An 18,980-nucleotide genomic window follows, 5' to 3' on the forward strand; every position below is an offset into this window, starting at 1 on the left:
GCCTCGACACGCACTGCGCGTCGAGGCCCGGTGGAGACTGCCCCCCAGCTCCATCGGGCCTGTCGCATTTCCAGGCCCCCGCAGGCTCGTGATGGCGCTCGCCGACGTGGTCGTCGTCGACCACCACGACTCCTACACCCAGAACCTGGTGCACCTGCTGGCCGAGGTCACCGGGCGGCTGCCGCGGGTCGTCCAGCACGACGAGACCGACCCCGACGACGTGCTGCGGCACAGCCACGTGGTGCTCTCGCCGGGGCCCGGTCGCCCCGACGACCCGCACGACTTCGCGGTCGGGGTCGAGGTGCTGCGCCGCGCCACCCGGCCGGTGCTCGGCGTCTGCCTGGGCATGCAGGGCCTGGTCACCGCCTACGGCGGCCTGGTCGGGCGGGTGCAGCCCGCCCACGGCACCGTCTCGACGCTCGACCACGACGGGCGCGGGGTCTTCGGCGGGCTGCCGCAGGGCTTCGACGTGGTGCGCTACCACTCCCTGGCCGCGCTGCGGGTGCCCGACTGCCTCGAGGTCAGCGCCACCTGCGCGGGCGCCGGCCCCGACGACCCTCCCGTGGTGATGGGGGTGCGCCACCGCGACCTGCCGCTCGAGGGCGTGCAGTTCCACCCCGAGTCGGTGCTCTCGCGGCACGGTGCGGAGATGGTCGGCTCGTTCCTGCGGGGGGCGGCGTGAGCGACCCGGCCACCGACCCCGTGGCTCTCTTCGAGCGGACGGCAGCGGCGTACGAGCGGTGCTTCTGGCTCGACGGCGGCGGCGCGCGGGAGTGGTCGGGGCGCCGCTCGATCCTCGGCTGGCTCGAGCCCGACGACGTCTCGCTGAGCTACGACGCCACGCGCGGCGAGGTGACCCGGCACGCCGCGGGGCGCGCCGAGGTGGTCGGTGACGACGTGTTCACGGTGCTCGAGGCCGAGCTGGCCGCCGGCTCGCCGCGCGACCAGTGGTTCGGCTACCTCGGCTACGCCAGCCGCCCCGACCTGCCCGCCCGCCCCTCGGTCGACCTGCCCGACGCGGTGTGGATGCGCCCCCGCCACGTGCGGTTCTTCGAGCACCCCGAGGTCGGGGACGGGGCTGCGGTTTCCCCGGGTACCCGGGGAAACTGGATGCGGTCGGGTGAAATTTCACCCCAACGCCTACGGGATCCCCGGGTACCCGGGGAAACCGACGGGCCCCCCGCGGCCTACCGCGCCGCCTACGACGAGGTCCAGGAGCGGCTGCGGGCGGGGGACACCTACGAGGTGAACCTGACGCTGCGCGAGGAGGTGGCCTCCGGCCTCGACCCGGTGGCGGCCTACCTGCGGCTGCGCACGCTCAACCCGGCGCCGTACGCCGGCTTCCTGCAGCACGACGTGGCGGGCGCGCGGGGGTGGCTGCTGAGCAGCAGCCCCGAGCGCTACGCCCTGGTGGGGGCCGACCGGGTGCTGGAGACCAAGCCGATCAAGGGCACCGCGCCGCGCGGCGCCGACGAGGCCGCCGACGAGGCGCTGCGCGAGGAGCTGGCCCGCGACCCCAAGCAGCGCGCAGAGAACCTGATGGTCGTCGACCTGCTGCGCAACGACGTGGCGGGCGTCTGCGAGCCGGGGTCGGTGCGGGTCCCGGTGCTGATGGAGGTCGAGACCTACGCGAGCGTGCACCAGCTGGTCAGCGTCGTCTCGGGCCGGCTGCGCGACGACGTGAGCACGGTCGGGGCGCTGCGCTCGCTGTTCCCCGCGGGGTCGATGACCGGGGCGCCCAAGCTGCGCACGATGCAGGTGATCGACGCCGTCGAGGCCACCCCCCGCGGTGCGTACGCCGGTGCCTTCGGGTGGGTCAGCGCCGACGGGCGCGCCGACCTCGGGGTGGTGATCCGGGCGCTGAGCACCCGCGGTGACGGCACCTGGCGCCTGGGCACCGGAGGCGGGGTGACGGTGCTCTCCGACGCCGCGGCCGAGTGGGCCGAGGCGCGGGTCAAGGCCGAGCGGCTGCTGGCGGTCTTCGACGACGGGGGCCCCACGGGGTGAGCGGGGACCGTTAGCCTCGTGTCCATGGAGAAGCCGCACGTCGTCGTCCTGTTCGGCGCGACCGGGGACCTGGCCCGGCGCAAGCTCCTGCCGGGGCTGCTGCACCTCTACCAGGCCGACCTGCTGCGCGACGCGAAGATCGTCGGGACCTCCCTGGAGGACATGAGCGACGAGGAGTTCGTGGCGCTGGCGCGCAAGTCGTGCCAGGAGTTCGCCAAGGACGACTTCGACTCCGACACCTGGCACTCCTTCGCCGCGATGCTGAGCTACGTCTCGCAGACGGCCGGCTCCGAGGCGCTGCGCGACGAGGTCTACCGTGCCGAGACCCAGCTGCCCGGCGACATCCACGACAAGCGCCGCCTGCACTACCTGTCGGTGCCGCCCAGCGCGGCGCTCGACGTGCTGCACCAGCTGGACGAGTGCGACCTGGTGGAGCGCTCGCGGGTGGTGATGGAGAAGCCCTTCGGCACCGACCTGGAGTCCGCGAAGGCGCTCAACGCCCGCGTGCACGAGGTCTTCGACGAGTCGCAGGTCTTCCGCATCGACCACTTCCTGGGCAAGGAGGCCGCCCAGAACATCCTGGCCTTCCGCTTCGCCAACGGCCTCTTCGAGCCGATCTGGAACCGCAACTTCATCGACCACGTGCAGATCGACGTGCCCGAGACGCTCGGCCTCGAGGGCCGCACGTCCTTCTATGAGGCGACCGGCGCCTACCGCGACATGGTGGTCACCCACCTGATGCAGGTGCTGACCTTCATGGCCATGGAGCCGCCCACGTCGCTGACGCCCGACCCGATCAGCGACGAGAAGCTCAAGGTCTTCCGGTCGATGAAGCCGATTGAGCCGCACCACGTGGTGCGCGGGCAGTACGCCGGCTACCGCGGCAAGGAGGAGGTCGCCGACGACTCCGAGACCGAGACGTTCGTGGCGCTGCGCGTCGAGATCGACAACTGGCGCTGGGCCGGCGTGCCGTTCTACCTGCGCACCGGCAAGAAGCTGGCCGACAGCGCCCGGATCATCTCGATCGCGTTCAAGGAGCCGCCGCTGACGATGTTCCCCTCCGGCTCGGGCGCGGGCACCCACGGCCCCGACCACCTCACCTTCGACCTGGCCGACCAGTCGCGGATGTCGCTGTCGTTCTACGGCAAGCGCCCGGGGCCGGGGATGAAGCTCGAGAAGCTCTCGATGCAGTTCGCCACCCACGACACCCCCGCCTCGGGGCTGGTGCTGGAGGCCTACGAGCGGCTGATCCACGACGCGATGCGCGGCGACCACACCCTGTTCACCACCTCGGAGGGCATCGAGGAGCTGTGGGCGAAGTCGACCCCGCTGCTCGAGGACCCGCCGCCGGTGCGCAGCTACCCCGCCGACTCGTGGGGCCCCAACGCGATCCACCAGCTGATCGCCCCGCGTGCCTGGCGACTGCCCTTCGAGCGGGAGTGGCGCGACACCGGCACCACCACGCCGGAGGTCTGAGCCCGCGGCCGGTCGGCCTCAGACGTCGTCGCCGCGGGCCCGCTCGTCGGAGCCCAGGTCGACCGAGCGGCGGGTGTTGGTCATCGCGGTGACCACGGTGGTGCCCAAGCGGCCCTCGCGGTCGAAGAGGGTCGCGGTGCCCACAGCGATGCCGTCGTGCTCGACCCGGTCGCTGGCGTGGAGGCCCACCGTGACCCCGACCGGACGACGCGCCAGGGTCAGGGTGATGTCGGCGTTGATGTGCTCGACGCCGCGGCTGCCCCAGTTGCTGGTCAGGCTGGTGCCGTCGGCCATCGCGGCCGCGGCCTGGAAGCCGGTCAGCGGCTCGCCCGACACGATCGAGGGCGGGGTGTTCCAGGTGGTCTTGCGCCCGGCGTTCTGGTGCTCGCGGAAGTTCTGCGACCAGTCGGCGTCGCTGCGCAGGTAGGGCACGTGCGGCTCGTCGGAGGCCGGTGCGACCTCCAGCGGGGGCGGCTGCGGGGCGTCCTGGGGCATCCACACCTCGCCGGTCGGGGCCTCGCCGGTGCGCAGGAACAGCACCGAGGCCCGCGCGGTGGTGACCTGCTCCTGGTCCCCGTCACCGTCCCCGCCGGTGTCCTGGTGCAGGTGCACGTCGACCAGGCACAGCCGCGGCCCCTCGCGCACCACCGTGGTCTCGAGGCGGCAGGCACGCATCCGGGTGGCCCGGAAGAGGTCGACGGTCAGGCGCACCGGCACCAGCTCGGCGCGCCCGAGGTCCGCGACCGCCCGCTCGGCGGCCCGGCCCAGGGCGCCGCTGACGGCGACCCCGTGCAGCTGGTCGTCCGACCAGCTGCTCAGCGCCATCGGGGTCGGCACGAGGGTGTCGCCGTCGCTGGTGAAGAAGGAGAGGTCCACGCGCGAGACCCTAGAGGTCGCGCGCCCCGGGAGGGCTCCCGGGCACCTGCAGCACCAGCCGCGCCCCGCCGTACGCCGACGCCTCGGCGCGCACCGTGCCGGAGTGCCGCTCGGCGGCCTGCGCCACGATCGCCAGGCCCAGCCCTGAGCCCGGCATGGAGCGGGACTCGTCGGCGCGGTAGAAGCGCTCGAAGACGTGCGGGCGGTCGTGCTCGGCGATGCCGGGGCCCTCGTCGTCGACCGAGAGCACGCCCTCGGCGAGGCGCACCCGCACGGTGCCGCCGTCGGGGCTCCACTTGGCCGCGTTGTCGAGCAGGTTGGTGACCGCACGCTCGAGGGTGCCGGACTCGCCGACCACCTCCCAGGCCTCGGTGTCGACCTCGAAGCGCACCGCCGGGGCGCGCCGCCGCACCCGGGCCACGGCGTGCTCGACGAGCTCGGCGAGGTCGACCGTGCCCACGACGTGGGCCAGCGGCTCGTCGCGGGCCAGCTCGACCAGGTCGCCGATCAGGGTGGTCAGCTCCTCGGTCTGGGCGCGGACGTCGTCCATCAGCTCCTGGCGGGCCTCGGGGGGCAGCTGCAGCGCGTGCGGGTCGTCGTCGGCCGCGGTGGCCTGGCTGAGCAGGTCGATGTTGGTGCGCAGCGAGGTCAGCGGGGTGCGCAGCTCGTGCCCGGCGTCGGCGACCAGGCGGCGCTGCCGGTCGCGGGAGGCCTCGAGCGCGGCCAGCATCTGGTTGAAGCTGGTCGAGAGCCGGGCGATCTCGTCGTCGCCCTCGACCGGGATCGGGGTGAGCTGCTCGGTGCGCGCGATGGTCTCGACGGCCCCGGTGAGGCGGCGTACGGGCTTGAGGCCGTTGCGGGCCACGCCCCAGCCCGCGAAGCCGGCCAGCACCACGCCGGCCAGCCCGAGCAGGAGGGTGACCACGCCGACCTTGGCCATCACCTTCTCCTGCGCGTCGAGCGACTGGGCGATGACCAGGGCCTGGCCCCGGGTCTGGGCCGGCACGGCGACGACGCGGAACCGCTCGCCGCCGGCCTCGACGGTGCGCAGGCTCGAGCCCTGCCCCTGCACGGCGACCCGCGTCTCGGGGGCGCCGAGCGCGATGCGGGCCGCGTCGGGGTCGCGGTCGGCCGAGACGACTTCGGGCTCGGGGCCAGCGGTGAGGAAGGCGATGCGGATGTCGCCGGCACCCAGCGCCCACGAGGGGATGTCGTTGGCCACCGTCAGCTGCTGCAGCGCGTCGGCGCTGGCCGCCGCCTGGGCCCGGTCGAGCAGCGACTCGTCGAGGGTGTCCTGCAGCTGCAGGCGCATCGTCAGGTAGGCGCCGGCGGCGACCAGCGCCACGGTCAGGCCCACGGCCATCGTGGTCAGCAGGGTCACCCGCCCGGCCAGCGAGCGCCGGAAGCCGGTGCGTCCCGACGGCCCGGGGGCGGGCCTCATGACTCCTTCAGCACGTATCCGACGCCGCGCACGGTGTGCAGCAGGCGGCTCTCGCCCTCGGCCTCGGTCTTGCGGCGCAGGTAGCCGACGTAGACCTCGAGGGAGTTGGCGGTGGTGGGGAAGTCGTAGCCCCAGACCTCCTCGAGGATGAACGAGCGCTCGAGGACCCGGCGGGGTCGGCGCAGGAACATCTCGAGCAGCGCGAACTCGGTGCGGGTCAGCTCGATCAGCCGCTCGCCGCGGCGCACCTCGCGGGTGGCGGTGTTCATGCTCAGGTCGGCGAAGGCGAGGGTCTCCTCGTCGTCGCCGGCGACCGGCACCGTGCGGCGCAGCAGCGCCCGGAGCCGGGCCAGCAGCTCCTGCAGCGCGAAGGGCTTGGTCAGGTAGTCGTCGGCGCCGGCGTCGAGGCCGTCGACCCGGTCGCCGACGGCGTCGCGGGCGGTCAGCACCAGGATCGGCACGTCGTTGCCCGAGGCGCGCAGCGCGCGCGTGGTCTCCAGGCCGTCGAGTCGGGGCATCATCACGTCCATCACGACCACGTCGGGTCGGGCGGAGGCGATGCCGGCCAGCGCCTCGGCGCCGTCGGTGGCCAGCGCGACGGCGTAGCCGTTGAACTCCAGCGAGCGGCGCAGCGACTCGCGCACGGCCTTGTCGTCGTCGACCACGAGCACCGTGGACCGGCTGGTCGTGGGGGCGTCGGGAGCGGTCACGGCTCCACTGTGCCAGGAAGCCCTGAGTCCAGGCTGAGAGTCCTGGCTGAGAGTAGGGGGGCGTGAACCGCAGACAGCGGGCCCGCGAGCGGCCTACGGTGCTGGGACATCCATGGGGGCCTCGATGAAGCTGCACCGACTCGCGGTGGGCGCGCTCGCGCTGCCGCTCCTGCTGGGCATGGGCGCGGTCGAGCCGCGGCCGGGGCCACCGCCCGACTCGATGGGCTTCGCCGGTGAGCGTGCCGCGCAGCCCGGCCCCACGCAGCACAGCACGGCGGCGCCGCGGCTGCCGGAGCGCTTCGAGGAGCGGGTCGTGCTCGACGGGCTCTACATCCCCACCGCGGCGGCCTTCGCGCCCGACGGCGAGATCTTCGTGGCCGAGAAGAGCGGGGTGGTCAAGGTGGCCGAGGGGCCCGGGGCCACGCCCTCGGTCTTCGCCGACCTCAACGTCGAGGTCAACAACCTCTTCGACCGCGGCATGCTGGGCCTGGCCGTCGACCCCGCGTTCCCGCAGCGCCCGTTCGTCTACGTGCTCTACGCCTACGACCACATCCTGGGCGACCCGGGGCCGGCGCCCCGCTGGGGCACCCCCGGCACCTACTTCGACGAGTGCCCCGACCCCGCCGACGGCGGGCCGGGCGCCGAGGCCAGCGGCTGCCTGGCCAGCGGCCGGCTCAGCCGGTTGACCGCGGAGGCCGTCGACGGGTCCTGGCGGATGAGCGGGCAGGAGGACGTGCTGGTCGAGGAATGGTGCATGCAGTACCCCAGCCACGCCACCGGCTCGTTGCACTTCGGCCCCGACGGCTACCTCTACGCCAGCGCCGGCGAGGGCGCGCACTACTCGCAGGTCGACCACGGGCAGGTGGCGGCGCCGTACTGGGCGAACGGCTCGAACCCCTGTGACGACCCCGAGCTCGAGGGCGGCTCGCTGCGCTCGCAGGACATCCGCACCCGCGGCGACCTGGTCGGGCTGTCGGGCAGCGTGATCCGCATCGACCCCGACACCGGGCTCGGCGCCCCGGGCAACCCGTACGCGGGCGACGGCAACCTCAACGCGGAGCGGATCGTGGCCTACGGCATGCGCAACCCGTTCCGCTTCGCCTTCCGGCCCGGCGCCGGGGCCGCCGAGCCCGAGGTCTGGCTCGGCGACGTGGGGCAGAGCGGCTTCGAGGAGATCAACCGGTTCCGCGTCGGTGGGGACGCCGAGAACTTCGGCTGGCCCTGCTACGAGGGACCGGGCCGCAACCCGGCGTTCGCCTCGCTCGACCTGCCGCTGTGCGAGTCGCTCTACGCCGAGCGCTCGGCGAGCGAGCCGTACTTCGCCTACCCGCGCACCTCGACGGTCGCCGGCGAGAGCTGCCCGACCGGCTCCTCGTCGGTCTCGGGGGTGCAGGTCCCGGCCAGCGCGACCTACCCCGCGCGCTACGACGGGGCGCTGTTCTTCTCCGACTTCTCGCGGCAGTGCATCTGGGTGATGAAGGCCGGCGACGACGGGCTGCCCGACCCCGACCGGGTGCAGCCGTTCCTCGAGAGCGCCGCCAGCCCGGTCGACCTGCTCACCGGCCCCGAGGGCGACCTCTACTACCTCAGCCTCGGCGTCGACGAGGTCGGCAGCTTCGAGGAGCGGGGCGGGTCGCTGCGGCGCATCCACTTCGCCCGTGGCAACCGGATGCCGCGAGCGGCCATCGACGCCGACCGCACCTGGGGCGGGCTGCCGCTCACGGTGGCCCTCGACGCCGGCGCCTCCACCGATCCCGACGGTGACGACCTGACCTACGAGTGGGACCTCGACGGCGACCTGGAGTTCGACGACGCCACCGGGCTGCGGGCCTCCTGGACCTACGACGACGACCGCGACGCCCTGGTGCACGTGCGGGTCGGCGACGGACAGGCCAGCGACGTGGCCACCCTGCGCCTGCACCCCGGCGACCTGGGCCCGCCGGAGATCGAGGTGGGCGACCCGAGCGCGGGCCGGCAGTGGGCGGTCGGCGACCGGATCGAGCTGGGCGCCACCGCGGTCGACCCCGACGGCTCGGACGTCGACGTGTCGTGGTCGGTGGTGGTGCGGCACTGCCCGAGCGTGTGCCACTCCCACGAGCTGCTCGGCACCGGCACCGACCCCGACGTCGTCGCACCCGACCACGAGCACCCCTCGCACCTGCTGGTGCAGTACCGGGCTACCGATGCGCGCGGGCTGAGCAGCACCGAGTCGGTGCGGCTCGACCCGAGCACGGCCGACCTGCGGGTTCGCACCAGGCCCCGCGGGCTGCGGGTCGTGGTGGCGGGCGAGAAGCACCGGACGGGGTGGACGGGCACCTTCATCGAGGGCTCCCAGGTCAGCCTCACCGCCCCGCGCAAGCAGCGGCACCGCGGCCGGGCCTGGCGCTTCAAGCGCTGGTCCGACGGGGGCGGGCGCAGCCACGTGGTGACCGCCGGGCCGGGCACGACCACGCTGCGGGCGGTCTACCGGCGTCGATGACGGCGCTGCTGAGCGAGGTTCAGAGGTAGCGGGAGGCCAGGTCGGCGGCGCGGGCGCCGTACCCGCCGCCCATCAGGCAGGCGTGCACGAGGAGCGGGAAGAGCTGGTGCAGCGCCACCCGGTCCTCCCAGCCGTCGGCGAGCGGGTGGGCCTCGTCGTAGGCCGAGAGCACCACCGGCAGGTGCGGCAGCCCGAAGAGGGCCAGCATCGCCAGGTCGACCTCGCGGTGCCCGCCGTACGGCGCCGGGTCGACGACCCAGGGGGAGGCCGGGGCGCCGGGGGCGGCGCCGCTGGTGGTGTCGGTGCCCCAGAGCACGTTGCCGTTCCACAGGTCGCCGTGCAGGCGGGCGGGCGGCTCGTCGGGCAGCAGCGTGGTCAGTCGGCCGACCAGCCGCTCGATGGTGGCGACGTGGGCGTCGGTGACGGCGCCGCGGTCGCGGGCCAGCTTGAGGTAGGGCAGCACCCGGCGCACCGCGTAGAACTCCGCCCACGTGTCGGCGCTGCGCTGGGGCAGCGGCAGCCGGGCGATGAACCCGTCCCGCTCGGCGCCGTACGCCGGCGCGCCGGCGCGGTGGGTGGCGGCCAGCGCGCGGCCCAGGTCGGCGGCGGCCTCGGCGCTGACCCGTCCGGGCTCGATCCAGCGCAGGATCACGCAGTCGCTGTCGGCGGCCAGCAGGGCCGGCACCTGCACGCCCTCGGGCGCGGTCTCGGCGAGCCAGCGCAGGCCGGCCGCCTCGGTCTCGAAGAAGCCCGGCGGCGCCTGCGAGAGGGTCTTCATCAGCGCGGTGGTGCCGTCGGAGAGCCGCAGCTTGGTGGCGCGGGCCACGTCGCCGCCGGCGACCGGGGCGGTGGCGACCACCGCGGAGCCGAGCAGCTCCTCGGCGCGACGGGCGATCACGGGCTGGCGCGTCATGGCAGCCCCGTCGCCCGCTGCAGCGCGGAGACGAGCGCAGCGCTCGTGCGCTCCACCATGGCAAGCACCTCCTCGAACCCCTGGTCCCCACCGTAGTAGGGGTCCGGCACCTCGCCACCGGTGCCGACGGGGTCGTGGTCGCGGAAGAGGTGCACCCGCTCGCTGCGGCCGCCGAGGTCGGCGAGGTTCTGCTCGTCCATCGCCAGCACCAGGTCGTGCTGGTCGAGCCAGTGCGGGTCGACCTGGCGGGCCCGGTGGGCGCTGGGGTCGTGGTCGGCGGCCAGCAGCGTCGCGGCGGCGCGGGAGTCCATCGGCTTGCCGGTGTGCCAGCCGGCGGTGCCGGCGCTGGCGACGCTGACGCGCGCCGCCAGGCCGGCGTCGTCGACGCGCCGGGTCAGCACGACGTCGGCCATCGGCGAGCGGCAGATGTTGCCGAGGCAGACCAGCGCGACGGCGTAGCGCCCCGGCTCCCGGGGCGCGGGCAGCTCGCCGGGGGCGGGCCTCACCGCTCGGAGCCGATCACGTTGTCGACGGCCCAGGTCACCACGGTGATCACGACCGCGCCGCCCACCGCGGGCCAGAAGCCGGTGACCCGGAACCCGATGTCGAGCAGCTGGGCGATCTCGTCGGTGAGCAGCAGCATCGCGGCGTTGATGACCACTAGGAACAGTCCCAGGGTCAGGATGATCAGCGGCAGCGACAGCAGCTTGAGCACGGGCTTGAGCACCGCGCTGACGGTGCCGAGGATCGCGGCGACCAGCAGCAGGGGCAGGACCTTGTCGGCCAGCTCGGCGTTGCGGGGGGTGAAGCGGATCCCGTCGAGCAGCCAGGCGGCCGCCGCGAGGGCGATGGCGTTGGTCAGGAGCCAGGTCACGAAGCGCACGGTCCCGAGTGTGTCAGGTGGTGGGTTCCGTAGGCTGCGGGCGTGTTCCCGGTCGGTGGTGTGGAGGCGATGCTCGCCGGGGCCTTCCTGTCCGGGCTGGTCTGCCTGGTGATCACGCTGGCCCTGCAGCGGCGTACCGGGGTCGTCTGGGCCTGGTCGCTGGGCGGGCTGCTCTGGTCGCTGGCGGTGATCGCGCTGGTCACGCTGCTGCCTGCGGACGGGGCGACCGAGGTCGTCTACGCCGACGAGCGGATGGGCTCGTGCTCCTTCGACCTCGGCGGCCCGGCCCCGGAGGGGTTCTGGATCTTCTCGGGCGGCCAGCGGCTGCTCAACGTGCTGGTCTTCGTGCCGTCGGGGGCGCTGCTGGTCGTGGTGGCGGCGCGCTGGCGCTCGGGGTGGGTCACGGTGCCGATCGGGCTGCTGGCGCTGGCGGCGTACTCGGTGGCCATCGAGTGGACCCAGCTCGAGCTGGCCCGCATCGACCGGGCCTGCGACGTCACCGACGTGGTCGACAACGTCACGGGTGCTGCGCTGGGGGTGGCCGCGGGGCTGGTGCTGGTGCTCGTGCTGCGGCCGTGGCGGGCCCGACGAGCCTGAGCGGAGCGTCCCGGGCGCGCTGACTAGGGTGACGCCATGAGCACCCCCACGACGCCTCGGCCGCGCGCGCACATCGGCGACATCCCGGCCTACGTCCCCGGCAAGCCGCCCACCCCGCGCCCCGGCCTGACGGCGTACAAGCTCTCCAGCAACGAGAACCCCTACCCGCCGCTGCCGGGCGTGGTGGAGGCCGCGACGCGCGCGGTCGAGGTGATGAACCGCTACCCCGACATGGGCAGCAGGGCGCTCTACGAGGCGCTGGCCGAGCGGCTGGGCGTGCCGGTGGAGGACCTGGCGGCCGCGACCGGCTCGGTGGCGCTGATCTACCAGCTGCTCCAGGCCTTCTGCGAGCCCGGCGACGAGGTCGTCTACGCGTGGCGCTCCTTCGAGGCCTACCCGATCGCGGTCACCGCGGCCGGTGCCCGCTCGGTCCAGGTGCCGCTGCGCGCCGACGGGCGCCACGACCTCGACGCGATGGCCGAGGCGATCACCGAGCGCACCCGGGTCGTGATGGTCTGCACCCCCAACAACCCGACCGGCCCGGCGGTCAGCCAGGCCGAGCTCGACGCCTTCCTGGCGCGGGTGCCCGAGCACGTGGTGGCCGTGGTCGACGAGGCCTACCTGGAGTTCGTGCGGATGGACGACGCTGTCGACGGCCTCGCCACCTACCGCGCGCACCCCAACGTGGTGCTCTTCCGCACCTTCTCCAAGGCCTACGGCCTGGCGGGCTTCCGGGTCGGGTACGCCGTCGCGCAGCCCGAGGTCGCCGGCGCGCTGCGGGCGGTCTCGCTGCCCTTCGGCGTCTCCGCGGTGGCGCAGGCCGCCGCGGTCGCCTCGCTGGAGGCCGGCGAGGAGCTGCTGGCGCGGGTCGACGCGCTGGTCGTCGAGCGTGACCGGGTCGAGGCCGGCCTGCGTGCGGCCGGCTGGGAGGTCCCCGACGCCCAGGGCAACTTCGTCTGGTTCGCCCTCGGCGAGCGCACCGCGGAGTTCGCGGCGGCCTGTGACGAGGCCGGGATCGTCGTGCGTCCCTTCGCGGGCGAGGGCTGTCGGGTCTCCATCGGCGAGGTCGAGGCCAACGACCGGCTGCTCGAGGTGGCGCGCTCGTTCCTCGGGGGGTGAGCCAGAGGTGGACCGGGGATGAACCCGGTGGTTGAGCGTTCACCTAGCCTTGGAGGAATGAGCGACGACCTGAAGCCCACCTACGTCGAGGCCGGCGGGTTCGACCGCGACATGAACTACGTGCCCGACCGGATCACCCGGGACGCCAGGCGACCCGAGCACGGTCCGGTCGAGGGCGAGCTGTGGCCGGCCGAGCCGGGTCGCTACCGCCTGGTCGCGGCCAAGGCCTGCCCGTGGGCCAACCGCTCGATCATCGTGCGCGGGCTGCTGGGCCTCGAGGAGGTCATCTCGCTCGGCATGCCCGGGCCCACCCACGACAAGCGCTCGTGGACCTTCGACCTCGACCCCGGGGGCAAGGACCCGGTGCTGGGCATCGAGCGCCTGCAGGAGGCCTACTTCGCACGCTTCCCCGACTACCCGCGCGGCATCACCGTGCCGGCCATGGTCGAGGTCGAGTCGGGCAAGCTGGTCACCAACGACTTCCCGTGGATCACCCACGACCTGTTCTTCGAGTGGAGCGAGCACCACCGCCCCGACGCCCCCGACCTCTGGCCGGCCGAGAGCCGGGAGGAGATGGAGGAGGTGATGCAGCGGATCTTCACCGAGGTCAACAACGGTGTCTACCGCTGCGGCTTCGCCGGCGACCAGGAGTCCTACGAGGCGGCGTACGACCGTCTCTTCACCGCGCTCGACTGGCTCGAGGAGCGCCTCGGCGAGCGGCGCTACCTGATGGGCGACACGGTCACCGAGGCCGACGTGAGGCTCTTCACCACGCTGGTGCGCTTCGACGCGGTCTACCACGGCCACTTCAAGTGCAACCGCAACAAGCTCACCGAGATGCCGAACCTGTGGGGCTACGCGCGCGACCTCTACTCGATCCCGGAGTTCGGCGACACCATCGACTTCGACCAGATCAAGGCGCACTACTACGTGGTGCACAGCGACATCAACCCCACCGGCATCGTGCCCAAGGGACCCGACGAGTCGCTCTGGCACACCCCGCACGACCGCGACCGGTTCTGAGGCCCCGGCCGCTCCCCGCACGGACCCCCTTCTCCAGTTCGTCGATCGGTTGATCAACGACACCGGTCGTTGATCAACCGATCGACGAACGGGGAGGGTGGGGGTGTCGGCGGAGCGGGGCTGGCCCCTGTGGAGGAGCGCTCGCGTCGGCCCGCTCGGAGTGGTCGACTCCCGCCATGCGCCCCCTCCACGAGTTCAGCCGCACCTCCGACGTCCTGGACGCGATCAACGCCCTGGTCGTCGAGAGCGGGCTGCGCGGCCCCAGCCAGCGCCAGATCGCGGCGGTCGTGCGGATCAGTCCCGGCACGCTCATGCACGAGTACGGCAACCGGTCCGAGATGCTGCGGCGTGCCTGCGTGCAGGCGGCGCGCGACCACGTGCGGGCCTGGAACCAGCGCTGGTCCGAGCGCTGGTACCTCGCGGCGCCGGAGCGGCGCGGGCCGGCGCTGCTGCTGCCCGACCACGAGCAGGAGCTCTCGCACGAGCGGCAGTGGGGGGCCTGGCGCGAGCTGGCTCGCAGCGACGTGGCCATGCTCCCCGGTCTGGGTGTGGCCCTCGAGGGCGAGCGGCGCGCGGTCGAGTGGGCCCGCGAGCAGCTCGGACGTGAGCGCGACGAGCTGGCCACCGACGCGTTGCTCGCGCTGGTGACCGGTGTGATCACCAGGATGGTCGACACGGAGGACCCGTGGACGCTGGAGCACGCGTCGCGGGTGCTCGAGTCGGCGTGGCGCTAGTCGGACGAGCCGTCAGTCGGCGCGCTCGACCTCGCTGCGCAGCTTGAGCACGACCGTCCCGTCCTCCTGCTCGATGACGTACGCCGGGTTGTCCTCGCTGCCGTGCCGAGTGATCTCTTGACCCTTGGTGGTGCGCGAGACGTCGCCGTGGTGGACCTCGGTGACCTTGCCGGTCGCCGAGCCGTTGCCCCACGACCACCGGACCTCGGTGCCCGTGCGGATCGACATCAGTGCACGCCCGCGTCGGCCTCGGCGGCGTCCTTGAGCTTGGGCAGCGTCGCCTCGATCGCGGCCTGGGTCCGCTTCGCGAACAGCGCCCGGAAGACCGCACGCACGGGGGCGGGGTAGCGGGTGATGTCCCAGGTCTCGGTGACGCGGGTGCCGCCGTCGCCGGTCGGCTCCAGCTCGTAGCGCCAGCGGTGCAGGCCCTTGTGCCGCCACGCGATCAGCCGGTCCTCGTCGTACTCGACGACCTTGTTGGTGATCTTGTACGGCGCGCCCTGCTTCATCGACATCCCGAACTCCGAGCCCAGCACCAACCGGTCCGGGCCGGAGACCGTGCCCTGCACGGTGCCCGAGCCGTCGATGCGCGGGTGCTGGCGCGGGTCGCTGAGGATCGCGAACACGGTGGCAGGGGGAGCCTGCACGGTCAGGGAGGTGTGCACCGGTGAGGTCGACATGCCTCGACGGTAGCGGGCACGGCCGATCCGGGTGGGTGGGTGATTGGCGAGCGCGCCGACCGGTTCGGTAGGTTTGCGCTACTCGTGTGGTCCGGGTCACAGACCCCTGGCACGATGGCGCACCACCCCGCGCCGAGCCAGGCCCGGACCACGTGCGGCCTGCGGAGACCCCGCTAGCCCGTGACTCGAATGGAGTGTGCCCCGTGCCCGATCCCGCCACCGAACGCGGCCAGAACCGCGACGGATTCGGCCCCGACCTCGCCGAGGTGTTCGGCCCCTCGCAGAACGACGGCGGCCCCGAGCTCGTGCAGCTGCTGACGCCCGAGGGCGAGCGGGTGCACCACCCCGAGTTCGACATGGACTTCAGCGCCGAGCAGCTGCGCGGCTTCTACCGCGACATGGTCCTGACCCGGCGCATCGACACCGAGGCCACCGCGCTGCAGCGCCACGGCGAGCTCGGCATCTGGGCCCAGCTGCTGGGCCAGGAGGCCGCCCAGATCGGCGCCGGCCGCGCGCTGCGCCCGCAGGACTACGTCTTCCCGACCTACCGCGAGCACGGCGTGGCCTACTGCAAGGGCATCGACCCGCTGAGCCTGCTGGGCCTCTTCCGCGGCGTCGACCACGGCAACTGGGACCCGGCCGAGTTCAACTTCGGCCTCTACACGATCGTCATCGGCGCCCAGACCCTGCACGCCACCGGCTACGCCATGGGCATGCAGCGCGACGGCGTCGTCGGCACCGGCGACCCCGAGCGCGACGCGGCCGTCGTGGCGCACTTCGGCGACGGCGCCTCGAGCCAGGGCGACGTCAACGAGGCCTTCATCTTCGCGGCCTCCTACAACGCGCCGGTCGTCTTCTTCTGCCAGAACAACCAGTGGGCGATCTCCGAGCCCATCGAGCGCCAGACCCGCATCCCGCTCTACCAGCGCGCGCTGGGCTTCGGCTTCCCGGGCGTGCGCGTCGACGGCAACGACGTGATGGCGACGTACGCCGTGACCCAGGCGGCGCTGCAGCGCGCCCGCGACGGCCAGGGGCCGACCTTCGTCGAGGCCTACACCTACCGGATGGGCGCGCACACCACGACCGACGACCCCACCCGCTACCGGCTCAGCGACGACGTCGAGAGCTGGAAGCTCAAGGACCCGATCGCGCGCGTGGAGGCCTACCTGCGCCGCAACGGCCTGATCGACACCGAGTTCGTCGACGACCTCAAGAAGGAGGCCGACGACCTCGGCGCGCACCTGCGCGAGGGCTGCAAGTCGATGCCGGACCCCAAGGCCATGCAGATGTTCGACCACGTGTACGCCGACATGCCCGAGGAGCTGGTCGCCCAGCGCGACGGCTTCGCGGCGTACCTCGAGACCTTCGAGGAGGCCCGCTGATGTCCGCCAGCACGCAGAAGATCACCCTGGCCAAGGGGCTCAACATGGGCCTGCGCAAGGCCATGGAGGACGACCCCAAGGTCCTGGTGATGGGTGAGGACGTCGGCAAGCTCGGCGGCGTCTTCCGGATCACCGACGGCCTGCAGAAGGACTTCGGCGAGGACCGCGTCATCGACTCGCCGCTGGCCGAGTCGGGCATCGTGGGCACCGCGGTGGGCCTGGCGCTGCGCGGCTACCGCCCCGTGGTGGAGATCCAGTTCGACGGCTTCGTCTACCCCGCCTACGACCAGATCGTGTGCCAGGTCGCGAAGATGCACTACCGCTCCAAGGGCCGCTCGCCGATGCCGATGGTCATCCGGATCCCCTTCGGTGGCGGCATCGGCGCGGTCGAGCACCACAGCGAGTCGCCCGAGGCGCAGTTCGCGCACACCCCGGGGCTCAAGGTCGTGGCCTGCTCCAACCCCGTCGACGGCTACTGGATGATGCAGCAGGCCATCGCCTCCGACGACCCGGTCATCTTCCTGGAGCCCAAGCGGCAGTACCACGCCGAGAAGGCCGAGCTCGACGAGTCCGCGACCCCCGAGCCGCTCTTCACCTCGCGCGTCGTACGCCGCGGCGAGGACGTCACCGTGCTGGCCTACGGGCCCACCGTGAAGACGGCGATGTCGGCGGCCGAGGCCGCCGCCACCGAGGGTCGCTCGCTCGAGGTCATCGACCTGCGCACCCTCTCGCCGCTCGACATGGGCCCGGTCTACGAGTCGGTGCGCCGCACCGGCCGCGCCGTGATCACCCACGAGGCGCACGTCAACCTCGGCATCGGCTCCGAGGTGGCAGCCAGGATCACCGAGGAGTGCTTCTACTCGCTGGAGTCGCCGGTGCTGCGCGTCGGTGGCTTCGACACGCCGTACCCCGCTTCGCGGATCGAGGAGGACTTCCTCCCCGACCTCGACCGGGTCCTCGACGCCGTCGACCGCACCCTGGCCTACTGAGAGCCTCGAAGGAGCACGCGCATGCCTGAGTTCAAGCTGCCCGACGTGGGCGAGGGCCTCACCGAGGCCGAGATCGTGACCTGGAAGGTCAAGGTCGGCGACGTCATCGAGATCAACGACGTGGTCGTCGAGATCGAGACCGCCAAGTCGCTGGTCGAGCTGCCCTCGCCGTTCGCCGGCGAGGTCACCGCCCTGCTCGTCCCCGAGGGCGAGACCGTGCCGGTGGGCACCCCGATCATCCGCGTCGGTGCCGAGGAGCCCGCGGTCGCGGGCGGCGCGCCGGCACCCCAGCCCGGCGCCAGCTCGGGCACCCCGGCGCCCGAGATGGAGATCGACCTCTCCAACCCCGCCGCCAGCGGCGGCGGGGAGGGCGAGAGCCTGGTCGGTCGCAACAAGGCCGACCGCGGCCCGACCCGCCGGGCGCGGCACGGCGCCGGCGCGGCCGCCGCCAACCGCCAGGCCCAGGCTGCCTTCGAGCCGGGCGCAGCGCCGCCCGTCGAGGAGGAGACCGACGAGGAGCCCGTCCCCGCCCGATCGGTGGTCGACCGCCCGGGGGTCGAGGAGGTTGCGCAGCAACCGTCTCGAGACCAAGCGTCCACCCGCGCCCTGGCCAAGCCCCCCGTCCGCAAGCTGGCCAAGGACCTCGGCGTCGACCTGACCACCCTGACAGGCTCCGGCCCCCAGGGCTCGATCACCCGCGACGACGTCCAGGCCGCCGTCGGCGGCACGCAGGCTGAGGAGGTCGCGCAGCGACCGTCTCGAAGCCAGCCCGCCACCGGCGAGCGCGAGACCCGCGAGCCGGTCAAGGGCGTGCGCAAGATGATGGCGCAGGCGATGAGCCAGTCGGCCTTCACCAGCCCGCACGTCACCGAGTGGGTCACCGTCGACGTCACCGCGACCATGCAGCTCCTCGAGCGGCTCAAGGCTCGGCGTGAGCTGCGCGAGGTGAAGGTCAGCCCGCTGCTGGTCCTGGCCCGCGCGGTGCTGCTGGCGATGCGGCGTACGCCCGAGATCAACTCGTTCTGGGACGACGCCGCGCAGGAGGTCGTCTACAAGCACTACGTGAACCTCGGGATCGCCGCGGCGACCCCCCGAGGCCTGGTGGTGCCCAACGTCAAGGACGCCGACAGCCTCTCGCTGGTCGAGCTGGCGACCGAGCTCGGCGAGCTGACGGCCACCGCCCGCCAGGGCAAGACCCAGCCCGCCGACATGGCCGAGGGGACCTTCACGATCACCAACGTCGGCGTCTTCGGCGTCGACGCGGGCACGCCCATCATCAACCCGGGCGAGTCGTCGATCCTGTGCTTCGGCGCGATCAACAAGCGTCCCTGGATCGACGAGACCACCGGCGAGATCGTCGCGCGCGACGTGACCACGCTTGCGCTCTCCTTCGACCACCGCCACATCGACGGCGAGAAGGGTTCGCGCTTCCTCGCCGACGTCGCCGGTCTCCTGCAGGACCCCGCCTCCGCACTGATGTTCTAGGGCTTCGCTCCGCACGACAGGGGAGGATCATCGGCACCAGGTGCCGAAGATCCTCCCCTGTTGTCGGCCCAAGAGCCATCGGGACATGACTCGTTGTGACTATCTCCGGATCGGGTTGGGACAAATCCCTCTCATTTCGGACGTAGGCCACCTCACCCGTCGCCATAGTGCGAAACGGGGGGAGGC

At 72.9% G+C, this 18,980-nt stretch carries 19 protein-coding genes; 11 read left to right on the forward strand and 8 right to left on the reverse strand.

Annotated elements, in window-relative coordinates; genetic code table 11:
* Positions 1–91: 91 nt before the first annotated feature.
* Genes QWJ41_RS00640 through zwf form a run of 3 tightly spaced genes read left to right on the forward strand, consistent with a single transcriptional unit; the run spans position 92 to position 3,483 of the window.
* Complete coding sequence (locus QWJ41_RS00640; RefSeq protein WP_302705184.1) at positions 92–682, forward strand: anthranilate synthase component II; 591 nt, start codon at positions 92–94, stop codon at positions 680–682.
* Positions 679–2,007 (forward strand): anthranilate synthase component I family protein, encoded by a 1,329-nt coding sequence (locus tag QWJ41_RS00645; RefSeq protein WP_302705185.1) that lies wholly within the window; start codon positions 679–681, stop codon positions 2,005–2,007. The genes QWJ41_RS00640 and QWJ41_RS00645 overlap by 4 nt, the downstream gene beginning before the upstream one ends.
* Positions 2,008–2,031: 24 nt before the next feature.
* Positions 2,032–3,483, forward strand: coding sequence for a glucose-6-phosphate dehydrogenase (gene zwf / locus QWJ41_RS00650; RefSeq protein WP_302705186.1), 1,452 nt, complete (start codon positions 2,032–2,034; stop codon positions 3,481–3,483).
* Between the two features lie 18 nt (positions 3,484–3,501).
* Here the strand turns inward: zwf and QWJ41_RS00655 are convergent, their stop codons facing one another.
* From QWJ41_RS00655 to QWJ41_RS00665, 3 genes are read right to left on the reverse strand one after another with little or no spacing between them, the layout of a single operon-like run.
* Positions 3,502–4,359, reverse strand: a complete 858-nt coding sequence (locus QWJ41_RS00655; protein WP_302705188.1) for an acyl-CoA thioesterase domain-containing protein — start codon at positions 4,357–4,359, stop codon at positions 3,502–3,504.
* Between the two features lie 10 nt (positions 4,360–4,369).
* The gene (locus tag QWJ41_RS00660) at positions 4,370–5,800 is read right to left on the reverse strand and encodes a HAMP domain-containing sensor histidine kinase (protein WP_302705189.1); all 1,431 of its coding nucleotides are present in this window, start codon (positions 5,798–5,800) and stop codon (positions 4,370–4,372) included.
* Entirely contained in the window at positions 5,797–6,510 is a 714-nt protein-coding gene (locus QWJ41_RS00665; protein ID WP_439117289.1) for a response regulator transcription factor, read from the reverse strand. The genes QWJ41_RS00660 and QWJ41_RS00665 overlap by 4 nt, the downstream gene beginning before the upstream one ends.
* 124 nt (positions 6,511–6,634) lie before the next feature.
* Here QWJ41_RS00665 and QWJ41_RS00670 point away from each other — a divergent pair, with 124 nt between their 5' ends.
* On the forward strand, positions 6,635–8,989 hold the full coding sequence (locus QWJ41_RS00670; protein WP_302705190.1) for a PQQ-dependent sugar dehydrogenase: 2,355 nt from the start codon (positions 6,635–6,637) through the stop codon (positions 8,987–8,989).
* A 19-nt stretch (positions 8,990–9,008) separates the two neighbouring features.
* Here QWJ41_RS00670 and QWJ41_RS00675 read toward each other — a convergent pair whose 3' ends face one another.
* From QWJ41_RS00675 to QWJ41_RS00685, 3 genes are read right to left on the reverse strand one after another with little or no spacing between them, the layout of a single operon-like run.
* Positions 9,009–9,902, reverse strand: coding sequence for a fructosamine kinase family protein (locus QWJ41_RS00675; protein WP_302705191.1), 894 nt, complete (start codon positions 9,900–9,902; stop codon positions 9,009–9,011).
* A complete protein-coding gene (locus tag QWJ41_RS00680; RefSeq protein WP_302705192.1) occupies positions 9,899–10,408 on the reverse strand; it encodes a low molecular weight protein-tyrosine-phosphatase in 510 nt (169 codons plus the stop codon). The genes QWJ41_RS00675 and QWJ41_RS00680 overlap by 4 nt, the downstream gene beginning before the upstream one ends.
* The gene (locus QWJ41_RS00685; RefSeq protein ID WP_302705194.1) at positions 10,405–10,785 is read right to left on the reverse strand and encodes a phage holin family protein; all 381 of its coding nucleotides are present in this window, start codon (positions 10,783–10,785) and stop codon (positions 10,405–10,407) included. The genes QWJ41_RS00680 and QWJ41_RS00685 overlap by 4 nt, the downstream gene beginning before the upstream one ends.
* 42 nt (positions 10,786–10,827) lie before the next feature.
* On the opposite strand from QWJ41_RS00685, the gene QWJ41_RS00690 reads away from it, so the two are divergent.
* The 4 genes from QWJ41_RS00690 (at position 10,828) to QWJ41_RS00705 (ending at position 14,258) form a co-directional block, all read left to right on the forward strand.
* Positions 10,828–11,382, forward strand: coding sequence for a VanZ family protein (locus QWJ41_RS00690; RefSeq protein WP_302705195.1), 555 nt, complete (start codon positions 10,828–10,830; stop codon positions 11,380–11,382).
* A 36-nt stretch (positions 11,383–11,418) separates the two neighbouring features.
* Positions 11,419–12,501, forward strand: a complete 1,083-nt coding sequence (hisC, locus tag QWJ41_RS00695) for a histidinol-phosphate transaminase (RefSeq protein WP_302705197.1) — start codon at positions 11,419–11,421, stop codon at positions 12,499–12,501.
* Positions 12,502–12,558: 57 nt separating this feature from the next.
* Positions 12,559–13,524 (forward strand): glutathione S-transferase family protein, encoded by a 966-nt coding sequence (locus tag QWJ41_RS00700; RefSeq protein ID WP_302705198.1) that lies wholly within the window; start codon positions 12,559–12,561, stop codon positions 13,522–13,524.
* A gap of 176 nt (positions 13,525–13,700) precedes the next feature.
* Entirely contained in the window at positions 13,701–14,258 is a 558-nt protein-coding gene (locus tag QWJ41_RS00705; RefSeq protein ID WP_302705199.1) for a TetR/AcrR family transcriptional regulator, read from the forward strand.
* 12 nt (positions 14,259–14,270) lie between these two features.
* Here the strand turns inward: QWJ41_RS00705 and QWJ41_RS00710 are convergent, their stop codons facing one another.
* Both QWJ41_RS00710 and QWJ41_RS00715 read right to left on the reverse strand, forming a co-directional pair.
* Positions 14,271–14,486, reverse strand: a complete 216-nt coding sequence (locus QWJ41_RS00710; RefSeq protein ID WP_302705200.1) for a hypervirulence associated TUDOR domain-containing protein — start codon at positions 14,484–14,486, stop codon at positions 14,271–14,273.
* A complete protein-coding gene (locus QWJ41_RS00715) occupies positions 14,486–14,938 on the reverse strand; it encodes an SRPBCC family protein (protein ID WP_302705201.1) in 453 nt (150 codons plus the stop codon). The genes QWJ41_RS00710 and QWJ41_RS00715 overlap by 1 nt, the downstream gene beginning before the upstream one ends.
* A gap of 203 nt (positions 14,939–15,141) precedes the next feature.
* Between QWJ41_RS00715 and pdhA the strand changes: the two genes are divergently transcribed.
* The 3 genes from pdhA to QWJ41_RS00730 are packed head-to-tail and all read left to right on the forward strand — an operon-like array spanning position 15,142 to position 18,794.
* Positions 15,142–16,320, forward strand: coding sequence for a pyruvate dehydrogenase (acetyl-transferring) E1 component subunit alpha (gene pdhA, locus QWJ41_RS00720; protein WP_439117290.1), 1,179 nt, complete (start codon positions 15,142–15,144; stop codon positions 16,318–16,320).
* Positions 16,320–17,309: an alpha-ketoacid dehydrogenase subunit beta gene (locus QWJ41_RS00725; protein ID WP_302705202.1), complete on the forward strand. Its 990-nt coding sequence runs from the start codon at positions 16,320–16,322 to the stop codon at positions 17,307–17,309. The genes pdhA and QWJ41_RS00725 overlap by 1 nt, the downstream gene beginning before the upstream one ends.
* 21 nt (positions 17,310–17,330) lie before the next feature.
* Entirely contained in the window at positions 17,331–18,794 is a 1,464-nt protein-coding gene (locus tag QWJ41_RS00730) for a dihydrolipoamide acetyltransferase family protein (protein ID WP_302705203.1), read from the forward strand.
* The last annotated feature ends 186 nt before the right edge of the window (positions 18,795–18,980 follow it).

This window comes from Nocardioides cremeus (genome assembly GCF_030518195.1).
In the GTDB taxonomy this organism is placed as follows: domain Bacteria; phylum Actinomycetota; class Actinomycetes; order Propionibacteriales; family Nocardioidaceae; genus Nocardioides; species Nocardioides cremeus.

Bases quoted from the DNA above. Each gene is read 5' to 3' on its own strand.
- QWJ41_RS00640 (WP_302705184.1), top strand. From the start codon at position 92: ATGGCGCTCGCCGACGTGGTCGTCGTCGACCACCACGACTCCTACACC.
- zwf (WP_302705186.1), top strand. From the start codon at position 2,032: ATGGAGAAGCCGCACGTCGTCGTCCTGTTCGGCGCGACCGGGGACCTG.
- QWJ41_RS00660 (WP_302705189.1), bottom strand. From the start codon at position 5,800: ATGAGGCCCGCCCCCGGGCCGTCGGGACGCACCGGCTTCCGGCGCTCG.
- QWJ41_RS00670 (WP_302705190.1), top strand. From the start codon at position 6,635: ATGAAGCTGCACCGACTCGCGGTGGGCGCGCTCGCGCTGCCGCTCCTG.
- QWJ41_RS00675 (WP_302705191.1), bottom strand. From the start codon at position 9,902: ATGACGCGCCAGCCCGTGATCGCCCGTCGCGCCGAGGAGCTGCTCGGC.
- hisC (WP_302705197.1), top strand. From the start codon at position 11,419: ATGAGCACCCCCACGACGCCTCGGCCGCGCGCGCACATCGGCGACATC.
- QWJ41_RS00700 (WP_302705198.1), top strand. From the start codon at position 12,559: ATGAGCGACGACCTGAAGCCCACCTACGTCGAGGCCGGCGGGTTCGAC.
- QWJ41_RS00705 (WP_302705199.1), top strand. From the start codon at position 13,701: ATGCGCCCCCTCCACGAGTTCAGCCGCACCTCCGACGTCCTGGACGCG.
- QWJ41_RS00710 (WP_302705200.1), bottom strand. From the start codon at position 14,486: ATGTCGATCCGCACGGGCACCGAGGTCCGGTGGTCGTGGGGCAACGGC.
- QWJ41_RS00715 (WP_302705201.1), bottom strand. From the start codon at position 14,938: ATGTCGACCTCACCGGTGCACACCTCCCTGACCGTGCAGGCTCCCCCT.
- QWJ41_RS00725 (WP_302705202.1), top strand. From the start codon at position 16,320: ATGTCCGCCAGCACGCAGAAGATCACCCTGGCCAAGGGGCTCAACATG.
- QWJ41_RS00730 (WP_302705203.1), top strand. From the start codon at position 17,331: ATGCCTGAGTTCAAGCTGCCCGACGTGGGCGAGGGCCTCACCGAGGCC.